This is a genomic window from Acinetobacter sp. YH12098 (genome assembly GCF_013419235.1).
GTDB classification, from domain to species: Bacteria; Pseudomonadota; Gammaproteobacteria; order Pseudomonadales; family Moraxellaceae; genus Acinetobacter; species Acinetobacter amyesii.
In genome coordinates this window covers 21431-35710 of sequence record NZ_VPAO01000029.1, presented here as the reverse complement: position 1 = coordinate 35710, position 14280 = coordinate 21431, and the positions used below count along the sequence as shown (strand labels likewise).

General features: G+C 40.6%; 17 protein-coding genes. 13 read left to right on the top strand and 4 right to left on the bottom strand.

Annotated elements, in window-relative coordinates; translation table 11 throughout:
* Positions 1-4 precede the first annotated feature (4 nt).
* The 6 genes from FTU38_RS10910 to FTU38_RS10885 all read left to right on the top strand — a co-directional run bounded on the left by FTU38_RS10910 (position 5) and on the right by FTU38_RS10885 (position 5848).
* On the top strand, positions 5-610 hold the full coding sequence (locus FTU38_RS10910) for an alpha/beta hydrolase (protein ID WP_180007628.1): 606 nt from the start codon (positions 5-7) through the stop codon (positions 608-610).
* A gap of 85 nt (positions 611-695) precedes the next feature.
* Positions 696-1529, top strand: coding sequence for a sulfate ABC transporter permease subunit CysT (gene cysT, locus FTU38_RS10905; protein WP_078190342.1), 834 nt, complete (start codon positions 696-698; stop codon positions 1527-1529).
* A complete protein-coding gene (gene cysW, locus FTU38_RS10900) occupies positions 1526-2413 on the top strand; it encodes a sulfate ABC transporter permease subunit CysW (protein ID WP_078192018.1) in 888 nt (295 codons plus the stop codon). The genes cysT and cysW overlap by 4 nt, the downstream gene beginning before the upstream one ends.
* Before the next feature lie 11 nt (positions 2414-2424).
* Entirely contained in the window at positions 2425-3486 is a 1062-nt protein-coding gene (locus tag FTU38_RS10895) for a sulfate/molybdate ABC transporter ATP-binding protein (protein ID WP_078190344.1), read from the top strand.
* A gap of 55 nt (positions 3487-3541) precedes the next feature.
* Positions 3542-4465 (top strand): CysB family HTH-type transcriptional regulator, encoded by a 924-nt coding sequence (locus FTU38_RS10890; RefSeq protein ID WP_180111173.1) that lies wholly within the window; start codon positions 3542-3544, stop codon positions 4463-4465.
* Positions 4466-4627: 162 nt separating this feature from the next.
* Positions 4628-5848, top strand: coding sequence for an outer membrane protein transport protein (locus tag FTU38_RS10885; RefSeq protein ID WP_257225709.1), 1221 nt, complete (start codon positions 4628-4630; stop codon positions 5846-5848).
* A gap of 63 nt (positions 5849-5911) precedes the next feature.
* Here the strand turns inward: FTU38_RS10885 and carO are convergent, their stop codons facing one another.
* A complete protein-coding gene (gene carO / locus FTU38_RS10880) occupies positions 5912-6622 on the bottom strand; it encodes an ornithine uptake porin CarO (protein WP_180023341.1) in 711 nt (236 codons plus the stop codon).
* 374 nt (positions 6623-6996) lie between these two features.
* Between carO and dapD the strand changes: the two genes are divergently transcribed.
* The 5 genes from dapD (at position 6997) to FTU38_RS10855 (ending at position 10356) form a co-directional block, all read left to right on the top strand.
* Positions 6997-7818, top strand: coding sequence for a 2,3,4,5-tetrahydropyridine-2,6-dicarboxylate N-succinyltransferase (gene dapD, locus FTU38_RS10875; RefSeq protein ID WP_180111171.1), 822 nt, complete (start codon positions 6997-6999; stop codon positions 7816-7818).
* A gap of 112 nt (positions 7819-7930) precedes the next feature.
* Entirely contained in the window at positions 7931-8641 is a 711-nt protein-coding gene (queE, locus tag FTU38_RS10870) for a 7-carboxy-7-deazaguanine synthase QueE (protein ID WP_180111169.1), read from the top strand.
* A gap of 29 nt (positions 8642-8670) precedes the next feature.
* The gene (gene queC / locus FTU38_RS10865) at positions 8671-9342 is read left to right on the top strand and encodes a 7-cyano-7-deazaguanine synthase QueC (protein ID WP_078190349.1); all 672 of its coding nucleotides are present in this window, start codon (positions 8671-8673) and stop codon (positions 9340-9342) included.
* Positions 9343-9355: 13 nt separating this feature from the next.
* Positions 9356-9763, top strand: coding sequence for a hypothetical protein (locus tag FTU38_RS10860; protein ID WP_180111167.1), 408 nt, complete (start codon positions 9356-9358; stop codon positions 9761-9763).
* A 134-nt stretch (positions 9764-9897) separates the two neighbouring features.
* Complete coding sequence (locus FTU38_RS10855) at positions 9898-10356, top strand: peroxiredoxin (protein WP_180026885.1); 459 nt, start codon at positions 9898-9900, stop codon at positions 10354-10356.
* Positions 10357-10415: 59 nt separating this feature from the next.
* On the opposite strand, the gene FTU38_RS10850 is transcribed toward FTU38_RS10855, so the two are convergent.
* A complete protein-coding gene (locus FTU38_RS10850; protein ID WP_180111165.1) occupies positions 10416-11015 on the bottom strand; it encodes a LysE/ArgO family amino acid transporter in 600 nt (199 codons plus the stop codon).
* 138 nt (positions 11016-11153) lie between these two features.
* Between FTU38_RS10850 and FTU38_RS10845 the strand changes: the two genes are divergently transcribed.
* Complete coding sequence (locus FTU38_RS10845) at positions 11154-12041, top strand: LysR family transcriptional regulator ArgP (protein WP_180009956.1); 888 nt, start codon at positions 11154-11156, stop codon at positions 12039-12041.
* A 17-nt stretch (positions 12042-12058) separates the two neighbouring features.
* On the opposite strand, the gene FTU38_RS10840 is transcribed toward FTU38_RS10845, so the two are convergent.
* The gene (locus FTU38_RS10840) at positions 12059-12625 is read right to left on the bottom strand and encodes a YceI family protein (RefSeq protein ID WP_180007620.1); all 567 of its coding nucleotides are present in this window, start codon (positions 12623-12625) and stop codon (positions 12059-12061) included.
* Between the two features lie 87 nt (positions 12626-12712).
* Positions 12713-13282 (bottom strand): nicotinate-nicotinamide nucleotide adenylyltransferase, encoded by a 570-nt coding sequence (locus FTU38_RS10835; RefSeq protein WP_180111163.1) that lies wholly within the window; start codon positions 13280-13282, stop codon positions 12713-12715.
* Positions 13283-13388: 106 nt separating this feature from the next.
* Here FTU38_RS10835 and FTU38_RS10830 point away from each other — a divergent pair, with 106 nt between their 5' ends.
* Complete coding sequence (locus FTU38_RS10830; RefSeq protein ID WP_078192396.1) at positions 13389-14189, top strand: enoyl-CoA hydratase-related protein; 801 nt, start codon at positions 13389-13391, stop codon at positions 14187-14189.
* Positions 14190-14280 lie beyond the last annotated feature (91 nt).

Genomic DNA, 14280 nt, shown 5'->3' with positions numbered 1-14280 from the left:
TGACATGACACATACAGTAATTGTCCCGGGTGTAGGCGGTAGTGAACACGCACATTGGCAATCTTGGTTACAACGTCAGCTCATGTCTAGCTCTCGTGTTCAGCAAAAAGACTGGAATCATCCTGTACTAAAAGACTGGATTAAACAATTCGTTCAAACCGTACGACCTTTACAGGGTGAAATTCAAATTGTGGCGCATAGCTTTGGTTGTTTAACCACGGTGGCAGCATTGGCCTTGTATCCAGAACTTAATAAAAAAATCAAAAATTTAGTTTTGGTTGCGCCAGCCAATCCAGCACGCTTTGGAGAAAACGGCTTTGCACGCGACAGTACGACGGATTACAAAGCATTTTTTCATCAGTTAAGTATTCGTGTGCCGACAACGATGTTGATTAGTGAAAATGATCCTTGGCTTGGCTTTGAAGATGCAAAACAACTTGCTGATGCTTGGAAGCTTTACCCTGTGAATATGGGTGCTGTGGGTCACATTAATGTTGCATCAGGTTTTGGACCGTTTCCTGAAATTTTCAATTACTTAATTTCAGAAAACCACATGAAACATATCAGCTTTACTGATGAAAACAAGTATTTATTTCAATTTGCTTTTTAAGTACTGAGCATTAAGCTTGTCGCAAAATCATTTATTCAATTTTGCTGACCTTTTAAGTCAGCTTTTCTCATTTTGAGGAGTCATCATGTCGCAGCGATCCCGAGTGCTGCCAGGATTTGGTCTTTCTCTAGGCTTTACCCTAGCGTATTTATCCTTAATTGTGCTCATTCCCCTTTCGGCCGTATTTATTAAATCTTTAGGTATCGGTTGGGATGGACTATGGGAAATTTTAAGCTCAGAACGTATTTTAAAATCGTTACAACTGAGTTTTAGTGCCGCCATTATTGCTGCGTTAGTCAATGTGGTTTTTGGTTTGCTCTTAGCATGGTGTTTGGTTCGTTATACCTTCCCGGGTAAACGTATTGTCGATGCTTTGGTTGATTTACCTTTTGCATTGCCAACTGCCGTTGCGGGTATTGCATTAACTTCGTTATATGCACCGACTGGTTGGATCGGTCAGTACCTTGAACCCATTGGCATTAAAGTCGCATATACCCCAATCGGGATTACCTTGGCTCTCATCTTTATTGGTATTCCTTTTGTGGTTCGTACTGTACAGCCTGTACTGAGCGACCTAGAAACTGAACTTGAAGAAGCAGCTTCTGCACTGGGTGCAAATCGCTTTCAGATCGTGACCAAAGTGATCTTACCTATTCTATTTCCTGCACTGTTAACAGGTTTTGCTTTGGCCTTTGCACGCGGTGTGGGTGAATATGGTTCGGTGATTTTTATCGCAGGTAACCAACCCTTCAAAACTGAAATTGCGCCATTGATGATTATCTCTCGTCTTGAGGAATATGATTATGCAGGCGCGACCACGATTGCGGTTGTGATGCTGGTGATTTCTTTTGCCATTTTATTCTTAATTAACTTGGTTCAAGCATGGGCAAGTCGCCGTACAGGGAGAACTGCACGATGAATACGAACAGTAATGCGCTTGCGGAAAAATTACAGTCGCGTGATGCAACGCGTGAACCGACATGGGTTCGTTATACCCTGATCATCATTGCTTTAATTTTCTTCTTAAGCTGCCTGATTCTGCCATTGGTTTTGGTTTTCGTTGAAGCCTTTAAACAAGGTGTTGGCGTTTACTTCCAAGCACTGGTACATCCAGATACATTATCAGCAGTAAAACTTACGCTACTGACAGCTGTGATTGCCGTACCGTTGAACGTCGTCTTTGGTGTAGCTGCGGCATGGTCTGTTGCCAAGTTTAATTTCCGTGGTAAATCTATTTTAACCACGATTATTGATATGCCATTTTCAGTCTCTCCAGTTATTGCTGGCTTAATGTTGGTATTGATTTTTGGTACTCAAGGTTGGTTAGGCGGCTGGCTAATGGATAACGACATCAAAATTTTATATGCCGTTCCAGCCATTGTCCTTGCTACTGTGTTTATTACCGTTCCTTTTGTGGCACGTGAGTTGATTCCATTAATGGAAGCTCAAGGGACTGAGGAAGAAGAAGCAGCAATCGTATTGGGTGCTTCAGGCTGGCAGACCTTCTGGAAAGTGACACTTCCAAATATCAAATGGGGCTTAATCTACGGCGTGATTCTCTGTAATGCACGTGCAATGGGTGAGTTTGGTGCTGTTTCTGTAGTTTCAGGTCACATTCGTGGCGAAACCAATACCTTACCGCTACACGTAGAAATCCTTTATAACGAATATACCTTTAGTGCTGCTTTTGCTGTGTCTTCACTATTAGCGCTCTTGGCGATTGTGACCCTGATTTTAAAAACATGGGTTGAACTACGTCAGGAACGACAAGACAAGCGTAAAGAAGATTCACAAGTTTCTTAAGGAATGACCTCATGAGTATTCAAGTAAAAAATATTGAAAAACACTTTGGTGCATTCCATGCACTTAAAAATATCTCTTTAGATTTCCCTGATGGCCAGCTCGTTGCGTTGCTTGGCCCATCAGGCTGTGGTAAAACCACCCTGCTCCGTATCATTGCAGGACTTGAATCTGCCGATGGCGGTCAAGTCATTCTAGAAGGTGAAGATGCCACTAAAGTTCATGTCCGTGAACGTGAAGTTGGTTTTGTATTCCAACATTATGCACTATTCCGTCATATGACCGTATTTGACAACATTGCTTTTGGTTTACGCGTACGCCCACGTGCAACACGCCCATCTGAAGCCGAGATCAAAAAACGGGTTACTCGTTTGCTTGATCTTGTTCAGCTTGGTTTCTTGGCTGACCGTTACCCGGCTCAGCTTTCAGGTGGTCAACGTCAACGTATTGCCTTAGCACGTGCTTTAGCGGTTGAGCCGCGTGTGTTATTACTGGATGAACCTTTTGGTGCATTGGATGCCAAAGTTCGTAAAGAATTACGCCGCTGGTTACGTACCTTGCATGACGAACTCCACATTACCTCTATTTTCGTGACCCATGACCAAGAAGAAGCGCTTGAAGTGGCCGATCAAATCATTGTGATGAATAAAGGCAACGTAGAACAGATTGGCTCGCCACGTGAAGTTTATGAAAAACCTGCAACACCGTTTGTATTTGACTTTTTAGGTCAAGCCAACCGTTTTGAAGGTCAAAATAGCAATGGCCTAATACAAATTGGTGAAGACCGAATTTTGTTGCCACAAAACGCCAATGCGCCGCAAGGCAATGTCATTGCCTTCGCTCGCCCGGATGAACTGCGTATTCATGCACAACCGCAAGAAAATGCCATCCAAGCGACTTTTGTACGTGAGCTTTGGATTGCAGGTAAAGTCATTGCTGAACTGCATGACCGCCAAGGCAATCTGATCGAAATTTCATTAACGGCTGATGAAGCGAAAGCGCATCAATTCCGCCCAAATCAAACGGTATGGTTAAGTGCAACGAACTTGCATTTATTTGAAAACCAAGTTGCATAAAACAATAAGTTGGGGCCTTCACAAGCCCCACTTGCTTTTAAGGTAAAATAAAATTATGAATTTCCAACAATTAAGAATTATTCGAGAAACCGTACGTCAGAATTTTAATTTAACAGAAGCGTCTGCTGCACTTTACACCTCGCAGTCTGGCGTGAGTAAACACATCAAAGATCTAGAAGATGAACTTGGTGTACAGCTGTTTATCCGTAAAGGTAAACGTCTACTCGGTTTAACCGAACCAGGCCAGTCATTATTGGGTATCGTTGAACGCATGCTTGTAGATGCAGACAATATTAAACGTCTGGCAGATGACTTCAACAAAGTAGATGAAGGGACATTGACGATTGCGACCACACATACGCAAGCACGTTATGTCTTGCCGCCGATTGTGAACCAATTTAAAAAAGAATTTCCAAAAGTTCATCTAATTTTGCAACAAGCAAGCCCTGTTGAAATTACAGAAATGCTCCTTCAAGGTGAAGCGGATATCGGGATCGCAACCGAATCATTAACCAATGAAGATAACCTGGCAAGCGTGCCTTACTACAACTGGCAACACAGCATCATTACGCCTAAAGAGCACCCACTGACCCAAAAATCAAATATCACCATTGAAGATTTATCGAACTATCCAATTATTACCTATCACGGTGGTTTTACAGGTCGTTCAAAAATTGATAAAGCCTTTGAAGATTCAGGCTTTGATGTTGATATCGTGATGTCCGCACTTGATGCAGACGTTATTAAAACCTATGTTGAACTTAATATGGGAGTGGGTATTGTCAACGATGTGGCATATAACCCAGAACGTGATTACCGTTTAAAACAAATTCCTACCGATATTTTTGGTGTTAATACCACTTGGATTGCTGTTCGCAAAGGACATTTACTACGCGGTTATGGCTATGAGTTTATTTCTTTATGTTCACCAGATGCTGACATCAAAGCGTTGAAAAAAGTCGCTTACCCAGAAGACTGATAGACCAATTAACGAATTAAAGAGAACACCTGCTGTCCTCTTTTTTTGGTAAACACATATTTTATCTAGGTTTTCTTGGCTTTATTTTTAACTGTGATTAAAATACATCCAACACAATAAAAATTAAAACCTCATTACTTCCGACCCATAAGCCAGGACTTTATGAAAAATCAATTCGTCGCAGTGGCAGTCGGTATCGTCTGCCCCATACAGATCATGTATGCAGCAGGGATAGAAAACTCAGATCAATCGATCTCGGCCTTTCTTGAACCCGGAAATTATACTGAAGCCAGTTTCGCTTATGTTGATGCTCAAATTGACGGGAAAGTACAGAACCAAGGTTTAATTAGTGAATTGGGCATCACTGATTTTTCTACAGGGAATCTCGCCCATCAACAATTTTCTGGGAAATTGGCACTTAAAATTCAACCGCATGAAAATATTTCTGCGGGGGTGATTTATGAGCAACCCTTTCATACCGATATCAGTTATCAATATAGTCCTCGCTTACCAGATAGCTCAAATATCGATATTGAAAGCGCCGACATTAACTTTAGAACGCATAACCTAACTGGACTGGTAGGCTATCAACCCAATAATAATTGGAATATTTATAGTGGTTTAAGCCTACAAACATTTAAGGGTGATTTAAAAATTTCTGGGCAACAATATGCTGCTCTCAATGGCTACCATGCCGATTTTAAACAAGATGAAGCGCTTGGTTGGCTGCTCGGATTCAGTTATCAAATCCCTGAATATGCTATTAAAACTAGCCTAACCTATCGTTCAAAAATCAAACATGAAAATAAGACCTCTGAATCAACTTTATATTCAAATGGTCCTTTTCAATTAGTACTTGACACCCATACCTCCATTCAAACGCCACAAAGCGTCAATTTTGAATTTCAAACAGCCATTAGCCCACACAATGTTGTATATGGCACAGTTCGGTGGATTAATTGGAAAGATTTCAACATTCAGCCACCGCAGTTTAATGCCGTGCTTCAATATGCAGCACTCGATCCACAATACCGTGATTTAGCTGATATCCAATTGGTGGAATATCAGAAAGATCAATGGTCAGGAAAGTTAGGGATTGCACATCAATTGAATCCGAGTTGGCTCGCTGCTGCAGAGTTTATTTGGGACAACGGGACAGGAAATGCGGCGTCTACCTTAAACCCAAGTGATGGCTATCGAGGTTTAGGTTTAGGTTTAGGTATGATGCATAAATTTAACCCGAACAATTTTCTAGCGACGGGGCTGTATTATATGAAACTCTCAAAACCATCGAATACTGAAACATCTCATATTTCAGGTCTTGCCAGCGTCTCAGACAATGATGCCATGATCTATGGTCTGAAATTTGGTCACAGATTTTAAACGCCTTCTAAAAACAAAAAAAAAAACGAGCCGAAGCTCGTTTTTTTTTGTTTCAGTAAGAACTTACCAATGGTAGCTCACACCTACTTTACCTACTGGAAGCCATTCATATTTGTCATCTTGTTCGATGCTACGTTCATGGTCAGCAAGTAATTCGCGGTCAGCAGCAGTACCACCAACAGCCGTTAATTTTGCAGTTGGGTTACCAGTGTAATAAGCACCTACTTCACCGAATACGCCCCAGTTTTTATTTAATTTTGGTGCAAAACCAAAACCTAGGTATGGTGCGATATCGTTATCGTAAGACACTTTACCGTTTAGGCGTTCGAAAGAAGTTTCTTTACCATCAATTTCGATTTCACCGCTTTTCGCTGTAGATTTCAAACCATATTCAGTGTCAATATAACCTACACCCGCAGCAACATAAAGGCCTTGAGCCCATGGATTAGCACTTGCACCCCAAGGACGAACTTCTGCATTTAAATAACCAACTTTGTTATCCATATCCATGTCGTATTTTACGCCATCGACAGATAAGTCATCAGACCATGAAATATCACCACCGTTATAACCTAATGCAAGGCCGACGTATGGGTTCGCAGTCCAAAGTAACGCACCACCATAACCAGTCGTACCCACTTCTAGACGAGCGCCAGTTGGGATAAGTTGGTTTTGATCAAATGCATAGCCATCATGAACTACAGAGGTATCTGCCATTGCAGTACCTGCAGCAGTAAGTAGAGCAGCTACTGTTAATAAACGTAATGATTTCATGTGTTTCTCCTCAAAATAAACTCTTATTCAGATTTTACAGACTTGTTATATGGCACATGTTAAAAGGAAACACAGCTCAACATTTATGCAAATTTACTGATTTTTTGTTAACTTTTGATACATTTAGATTTTAATATTGATTAATAAAGAGTTTTTGTTTCATTTTTTTAAATATAATAATGATGTTAAGGAAGAATTCTGTATATTTTGCGTATTTTTTATACAAACCTTATGAAAATGCTAAATTCATCACTCTTAATTTCTTGGATTTAGTGCTTGCTTAATAATTAATTCCGATCCTAGGCCGATTTACCATCTATTTTTAACTCGATTTAGTGTAAAATCTTGGAAAATTTTTTTCTGGATGGAAGAACATGTCTCAGCTTTCAACAATCATTGAACAAGCGTTTGAAGACCGTGCTAATTTCACTGCAGCTGACTGTCCTGCTGAAGTACGTACAGCAGTAGAAGAAGTGATCGCTGGCCTAGATAACGGTACATTACGTGTTGCTGAAAAAATTGATGGTGAATGGATTGTTCATCAATGGGTGAAAAAAGCCGTTTTGCTTTCATTCAAATTGAACGACAACAAACCAATGGAAGCTGGTGACTTACGCTTCTATGACAAAGTTGATACTAAGTTCTCTGACTGGACTGAAGAACAATTTAAAGCTGCTGGTGTACGTGTAGTACCGCCTGCTGTAGCACGTAAAGGTTCTTTCCAAGCAAAAAATGTTGTATTGATGCCTTCTTATGTGAACATCGGTGCATATGTTGACGAAGGTACGATGGTTGATACATGGGCAACTGTTGGTTCATGTGCTCAAATTGGTAAAAACGTACACTTATCTGGTGGCGTTGGTATTGGTGGCGTTCTTGAACCACTTCAAGCGAATCCAACAATTATTGAAGACAATTGCTTTATCGGCGCGCGTTCTGAAATCGTTGAAGGTGTGATCGTAGAAGAAGGTTCTGTGATTTCAATGGGCGTATTCATTGGTCAATCGACTAAGATTTATGACCGTGAAACTGGCGAAATCCATTACGGTCGTGTTCCTGCTGGCTCTGTTGTGGTTTCTGGCAGCCTGCCTTCTAAATGCGGTAAATACAGCCTATATGCTGCAGTAATCGTGAAAAAAGTTGACGCGAAAACTCGTGCGAAAACAAGCTTGAACGAATTATTACGCGAAGACTAAGTTTTATTTCAGCGGAGCATTCGTGTTCCGTGGAGCTTCTATCGCTCCTCGTCTCTACGGTTAGCAATAATCGTAGAGATTTTTTGTTTTTTTATATCTGGTTAATTTTGTTATGAGTACCCTTCGATCTTCCGCTATTCCTGTTTCTGATCCGTCTGCGGGTTTACGTATTACGGAGATTTTTTATTCATTGCAAGGTGAAGCCAATACCGCAGGTTTGCCTACGGTCTTTATCCGCTTGACGGGCTGTCCCTTACGTTGCACTTATTGTGATACAACCTATTCGTTTGAAGGCGGTGAACGCCAATCATTAGAAGAAATTATTCAAACCACTTTAGATTTTAAAACCCCTTATATTTGCGTGACGGGTGGTGAGCCGCTTGCTCAACCGAACGCCCTTCCCCTCATGACTCGTCTGGCCGATTTAGGTTGCGAAGTCTCTTTAGAAACCAGTGGTGCTTTAGATGTGTCTAAAGTTGACCCACGTGTTTCAAAGGTTATGGATTTAAAAACCCCGACATCGGGTGAAGTTGCACGAAACTTGCTTAGCAACTTCGACCATTTAACAGCGCATGATCAAATCAAATTTGTGATTTGTAATCGTGAAGACTATGAATGGTCAAAACAGCAAGTTGAGCGCTATAAACTAAACGAAAAAGTTAGCACCATTTGGTTCTCTCCGGCCTTTGCCGTTGAAAAAGGTGCTGTTCGTTTGCCTCAGCTTGCACGTGATTTAGCACAATGGATTTTAGAAGACCATCTCCCTGTTCGCTTCCAATTGCAATTACATAAATTGCTTTGGAACGATGAAACTGGTCGTTAAGTTTTAAAGAATTATTTGGAGTAATGCATATGCGCCCTCGTGCCATAGTTTTATTGTCTGGCGGCTTAGACTCAACCACTTGTTTAGCTTGGGCTCAAGCGCGTTATGAATGTATCGCCTTGAGTTTTATGTATGGTCAACGTTCTACGACAGAACTAGATGCTGCTCGTGAGTTAACTAAGCAGGCTGGTGTAGAACATCGTGTTATTAATATCGATTTAGGTAACTTAGGTGGCTCTGCGTTAACTGACCATAGCATTGAAGTTCCTGATCATGAACAAGCCGGTATTCCTGTAACTTATGTACCAGCGCGTAACACGATTTTCTTGTCCTATGCTTTAGCTGCGGCGGAAGTTTTTGGTGCAGAAGCGATTGTCATTGGTATTAATGCAGTTGATTACTCAGGCTATCCAGACTGCCGTCCAGAGTTTATCGAAGCATTTGCCAACATGGCTCGCCTTGCAACAAAGGTTGGCGTTGAAGGAAAACCACTTAAATTTGAAACACCTCTGTTACATTTATCCAAAGCAAATATCATTCGCTTAGGTATAGAACATGGCGTAGACTACAGTCAAACGGTGTCTTGCTATCAAGCAGATGACCAAGGTCGTGCTTGCGGTAAATGCGATAGCTGCCGTCTTCGTAAACAAGGTTTCGTTGACGCAGGTGTTGAAGATCCGACACGTTACATACCGAAATAACAAGGTAGGGTTTATGAAAAATTTAAAATCAAACATTATTCTTTCTGCTGCTTTCTCTGCAGCTGCATTGTTTGCTTCAGTTGCACACGCTGACAACGAAAAGCTTCAACAAGCATATAAGAGCACTAACGTTAAATCTTCGTTAATTAATGTTTGTAAAGAAGAAACAGGCAAAGGTAAAAAACTAACTGCCGCTGAAGTTAGCAAATACTGTACTTGTGCTGTTGAAGCAGATGGTCGTTTAACCAATGCTCAAAAATGGGAAATCCAAAGCACAATCAACCAGAAGAAAAGTCCTGCAACACTCGCTTTTGTTCAAAAACAAAATAAAGACCTTCAAGCATGTTTCGGCCCTCAGTTAACAGGTAAATTAAAAACTTTAACTGAAGAAGCAATGAAATCTGCTCAAGCGAAAAAATAATTTTCGTCTTAAAAAAGCCTGCAAATGCAGGCTTTTTTATTGCTTTAAGTTCAAAGTAAATTCTGTATGATGGTCATATTTCACATACTTTGTTTAAGCCCATTTAGGGATAAGACATGAAAAAGGAAATCTTCATGACTGAAATTAGCTTACCAAATCAAACCTTCCCAACCACCTCAGGTGAAGTCAACCTTGCAGAACTAAACAATGACTGGCTGATCATCTACTTCTACCCTAAAGATTCAACACCAGGATGTACGACGCAAGCCATTGGGTTTTCATGCTTAAAAGATCAGTTTGATGCGCTTAATACACCAATCTACGGCATTTCTCGCGACTCGGTTAAAGCCCATCAAAACTTCACTGAAAAGCAAAATCTAAGCATTGATTTAATCAGTGATAAAGAAGAAGTGCTATGTCAGCATTTCGATGTGATTAAAGAAAAAAATATGTATGGCAAAAAGGTTATGGGCATCGAACGCTCAACCTTTATTTTCCATAATGGAAAGCTGGTAAAAGAATATCGTAAAGTCAAAGCTGCAGGCCATGCAGAACAAGTCTTAGAAGATTTAAAAGCATTACAAGCTGCATAAAATTAATGATTTGAGCCCGCTCCTTTAGGAATGGGCTCAAATTTAATGAGGACATATAACTAGAGCAATAATGAAATTGCAATTCCCCACATCACAACGCCAATAATAAAGTCTAAAACTTTCCATGCCTTTGCACTTTGGAAGAGCGGTAATAAATAGCGCGCACCAAATCCGAGGACAAAGAAAAACACCCATGAAGCTGTAATTGCCCCAATCGCAAAATATACGGCTGTCGATTCAAACTTCGTTGAAATAGACCCAATCAGCACAACCGTATCGAGATACACATGTGGATTTAACCACGTTAAAGCCAAGCAAATCAGTATCAACTTCAATAGTTTGGTTTCATTCTTCTCACTGGGCGCTAAACTGCTCGAAGTTTTAAAGGCTTGCAGAAAATGCTGTGCCCCATAAACTGCTAAAAAGGTTGCGCCCAAATATTTCGCCCCACTCACAATTTCCGGATGACTTTCAACCAATTGGGAGAATCCGAGCACACCTAGTAAGATGAGTATCGAATCAGAAGCAGCGCAAATAGCACAAAGCCAAAAAACATACTGCTTTTTTAACCCCTGCTTGAGAATAAACGCATTTTGCGCACCAATCGCGATAATTAGGCTAAATCCAACTGCGAGCCCTTGCATATAACTGTGCAACATTTTTAACTACACTTTCAAAGCTTTAAATGAATGTTGCTATTATCTAAGCTTATTGCTAAAAATAAGTATTTATAAATAAATATCAATATAACTAAGTTTTTCTTAATTTATAAAATTTCTAATGCTCATAGGTGACTCATGTTACAAAGCAAACATAGTGAAGCTTTTCTTGCGGTTGCTGAAACAGGAAGCTTTGAACAAGCGGCACTGCGTTTAAACATTACGGCATCTGCGGTCACGCTCAGGCTGCAAACCTTAGAAAAGAAATTAGGTCATGTACTCATTGTACGTGAACGACCCTGCCGCCCAACACTCGCGGGCCAATCATTATTACATTATTTACAACACAGCAAATTACTAGAACATAATTTTCTGCAAAATCTAACAGGACAAACGGCGAATGCTTTCTATCAAGTCAATATTGCGACCAATGCTGACTCACTTGCGACATGGTTGCTTCCGCTACTCAAAGATCTCTTAATTGAAGAAAAAATCGTGATTCATTTTCAGGTCGATGATCAGTCACAAACACATCATTTATTAGAAGCCGGTTTGGTCAATGCCTGTGTCACAACAGAATCAGAAGCCATGAAGGGCTGCGTCGCAGAATATCTGGGAGAAATGCATTATCGCTTTGTAGCAACCCCTGATTTTATCCAAAGATGGTTCGGTCAAGGTGTGACGCGAAATGCGTTAAGGGCTGCGCCTGCACTGATTTTTAATGAGAAAGATGACTTACATACACAATCGATTCAGAAGAATTTCGGACTCAACCCTTCACAATATCCACATCATTTCATTCCCTCTTCAACGGCATTTTTTGATGCCATTACGATGGGCTTGGGCTATGGATGGTTACCCGACTATCAAAGTAAAGACTTATTAGCAGCGGGAAAATTGATAGAGCTTTCAACAGAACTCAGTATTGATCTAGCTTTGTATTGGCATCATTGGAACCAACAATCTGTTCAATTACAAAAATTGACTGCTGTTGTGCTGCAACATGCCAAAGATCATATGTGTTAAACCCTGTAAGACTGCGGTTATTCAAGCCGCCATTGGCCTTTGAGCTGAATCAGTACTTGCTCACCAACTCCACCGAGTGCTTTACGCATACCAAAATCACTACGCTTAATGGTTGCTAAAGATTGAACATCCAACACTTTTGGATTTTGCGGACTTGGGGTAAGTGTAGTATCGAAGATCACAGGTTTAGTGATACCACGAATGGTCAGATCCCCTCGAATCATATATTTCGCATAAGCCACGGGTTCGATTTGTTTACTGACAAACTTCACTTGCTTAAATTCAGCGGCATCAAAATATTCACTTCCCAAGATTAATCCCTTTAAGCTTGGGTTACTAAAACTGATGCTATCTACATCTAACACCAAATGAGCTGAACCTTTATGTGGAATTTCAGGATCAAACTTAAGGTTCGACTGAACCTTATTAAAGCGCCCTTCAACAATCGACAGCCCCACAGATTTAATACCAAAAGTGACCTGACTATTAGGCGTTAGCGTCCATTCAGCAGCATGTAGGGGCAATACGCAGCATAAAGCGAAGGCTCCCATATATTTTGCTAACGTTCCGTGACGCAAATTCATGTTTTTCTCCTGAATAAAACACAGCCTAAAATCACTACAACGTTTATTTTTTTGCTCCATTGTAGTGCTAGAAATTTTAGCGTTTTTTTATAGCAGATTTGTTTTATCCTGAGTCATAAATTTGTGTTGAAGTTGTTTATAAATGTCTGTCTGTTGAAATTTTTGCAAAAATTCGACGGTACCTTGAGGAAAAGCATCATGCTGAATTTCACCACGATAATACGCCTCGCGTACCGGTGTCGCAGAGATCGCCCCTTCTAGACTATCCAGCTCAACCATTTCCCATTCGGGGAAGAATTTTAAATAATAAGAAGAATCATCTTTAAAATGTCCAATCAAACCGACTTTTGCATTCGTTTCAACTAAATCATTCACCAAAGATTTGACTAACTTTTGCCATTTTTCATCGTTATATACATCTATCACATGCACAAACTTGATTCGCTTCTGATCTTGCTCTGAAAAATTTGACAGGATCATCTGCTCACGTTCTGACGCTAAAAATGGATTTTTGATATTACGTTCATTTTGCGCCGAACCAAGCGCCAAAAGCACATAATGACTCTGTTGCAAAGCTATTTTAATGGTTTGCAAATGCGCTAAATGGAACGGCTGAAAACGCCCAATGAAAACCAAATAATCAAATGTATATTTCATATCAAATCAAACTTTTTATGAACTGAGCAGTTGTGCCACAGGCTGAAATATGCGACATAATGTCGAGCATAAAATCAAAACGAAACTTTTACGCAAGGATAGTACGATGACACTGAGCTGTATTCAACAACCCCATGAACATTTGAATGCGAATTTGGACAATGGCGTACTGACCTTAGCCATTAACCGACCTCAGGCGAAGAACGCGCTGTATACAGAATTATATCTGTGGATTGCAAAAGCATTAGATGAAGCTGATCAAGATACTTCAGTGCGTGTAGTTGTACTCCGTGGTCAAGATGCGGACTTCAGTGCGGGCAATGACATGCAAGATTTTATGAAATCTGCTGCTCAAAAAGGACAAGCTCCAGCTTCAGAAGGCGCACCGTTCATTTTATTAAAATCTGCTGCTCAATTTTCTAAGCCGCTGATCGCTGCGGTTCGCGGTGTTGCCATTGGGATTGGTGTTACGATTCTGCTTCATTGCGATCTTGTCTACAGCGACAATACTGCCCTATTCCAAATTCCGTTTGTGAGCCTTGGTCTATCGCCTGAAGGTGCATCAAGCAAGCTATTGGTTCAACAAGCCGGCTACCATAAAGCGGCGGAATTACTGTTAACTGCTCAGAAGTTTGATAGTGCGACAGCGCTTTCAGCAAATTTGGTCAATAGCATTGAAGAAGATGCTTATGCGACAGCTGCGAAAAAAGCAGCACAGTTATCTGCACTTCCACTAGCGTCTTTGGTTCAATCAAAAGCATTAATGAAACATAATGTAGATGAAATCGTGGCATGGATTGACCATGAAGCTGAGATTTTCATGGATCGAGTAGGTTCTCCAGAAATGATGGAAGCTGTTGCAGCCTTTATGCAAAAACGCAAACCTGACTTCTCTCAGTTCAATTAATGTTTTAATGGAACGTAAAAAACCACTCATATTTGGGTGGTTTTTTTCATCTTAGCCCCAATCTATTTTCTAAATTTAAAAACTGGATGTT

Coding starts and splice junctions, on each gene's coding strand:
- FTU38_RS10910 (WP_180007628.1), top strand. CDS start 5: ATGACACATACAGTAATTGTCCCGGGTGTAGGCGGTAGTGAACACGCA.
- cysT (WP_078190342.1), top strand. CDS start 696: ATGTCGCAGCGATCCCGAGTGCTGCCAGGATTTGGTCTTTCTCTAGGC.
- cysW (WP_078192018.1), top strand. CDS start 1,526: ATGAATACGAACAGTAATGCGCTTGCGGAAAAATTACAGTCGCGTGAT.
- FTU38_RS10895 (WP_078190344.1), top strand. CDS start 2,425: ATGAGTATTCAAGTAAAAAATATTGAAAAACACTTTGGTGCATTCCAT.
- FTU38_RS10890 (WP_180111173.1), top strand. CDS start 3,542: ATGAATTTCCAACAATTAAGAATTATTCGAGAAACCGTACGTCAGAAT.
- FTU38_RS10885 (WP_257225709.1), top strand. CDS start 4,628: ATGAAAAATCAATTCGTCGCAGTGGCAGTCGGTATCGTCTGCCCCATA.
- carO (WP_180023341.1), bottom strand. CDS start 6,622: ATGAAATCATTACGTTTATTAACAGTAGCTGCTCTACTTACTGCTGCA.
- dapD (WP_180111171.1), top strand. CDS start 6,997: ATGTCTCAGCTTTCAACAATCATTGAACAAGCGTTTGAAGACCGTGCT.
- queE (WP_180111169.1), top strand. CDS start 7,931: ATGAGTACCCTTCGATCTTCCGCTATTCCTGTTTCTGATCCGTCTGCG.
- queC (WP_078190349.1), top strand. CDS start 8,671: ATGCGCCCTCGTGCCATAGTTTTATTGTCTGGCGGCTTAGACTCAACC.
- FTU38_RS10860 (WP_180111167.1), top strand. CDS start 9,356: ATGAAAAATTTAAAATCAAACATTATTCTTTCTGCTGCTTTCTCTGCA.
- FTU38_RS10855 (WP_180026885.1), top strand. CDS start 9,898: ATGACTGAAATTAGCTTACCAAATCAAACCTTCCCAACCACCTCAGGT.
- FTU38_RS10850 (WP_180111165.1), bottom strand. CDS start 11,015: ATGTTGCACAGTTATATGCAAGGGCTCGCAGTTGGATTTAGCCTAATT.
- FTU38_RS10845 (WP_180009956.1), top strand. CDS start 11,154: ATGTTACAAAGCAAACATAGTGAAGCTTTTCTTGCGGTTGCTGAAACA.
- FTU38_RS10840 (WP_180007620.1), bottom strand. CDS start 12,625: ATGAATTTGCGTCACGGAACGTTAGCAAAATATATGGGAGCCTTCGCT.
- FTU38_RS10835 (WP_180111163.1), bottom strand. CDS start 13,282: ATGAAATATACATTTGATTATTTGGTTTTCATTGGGCGTTTTCAGCCG.
- FTU38_RS10830 (WP_078192396.1), top strand. CDS start 13,389: ATGACACTGAGCTGTATTCAACAACCCCATGAACATTTGAATGCGAAT.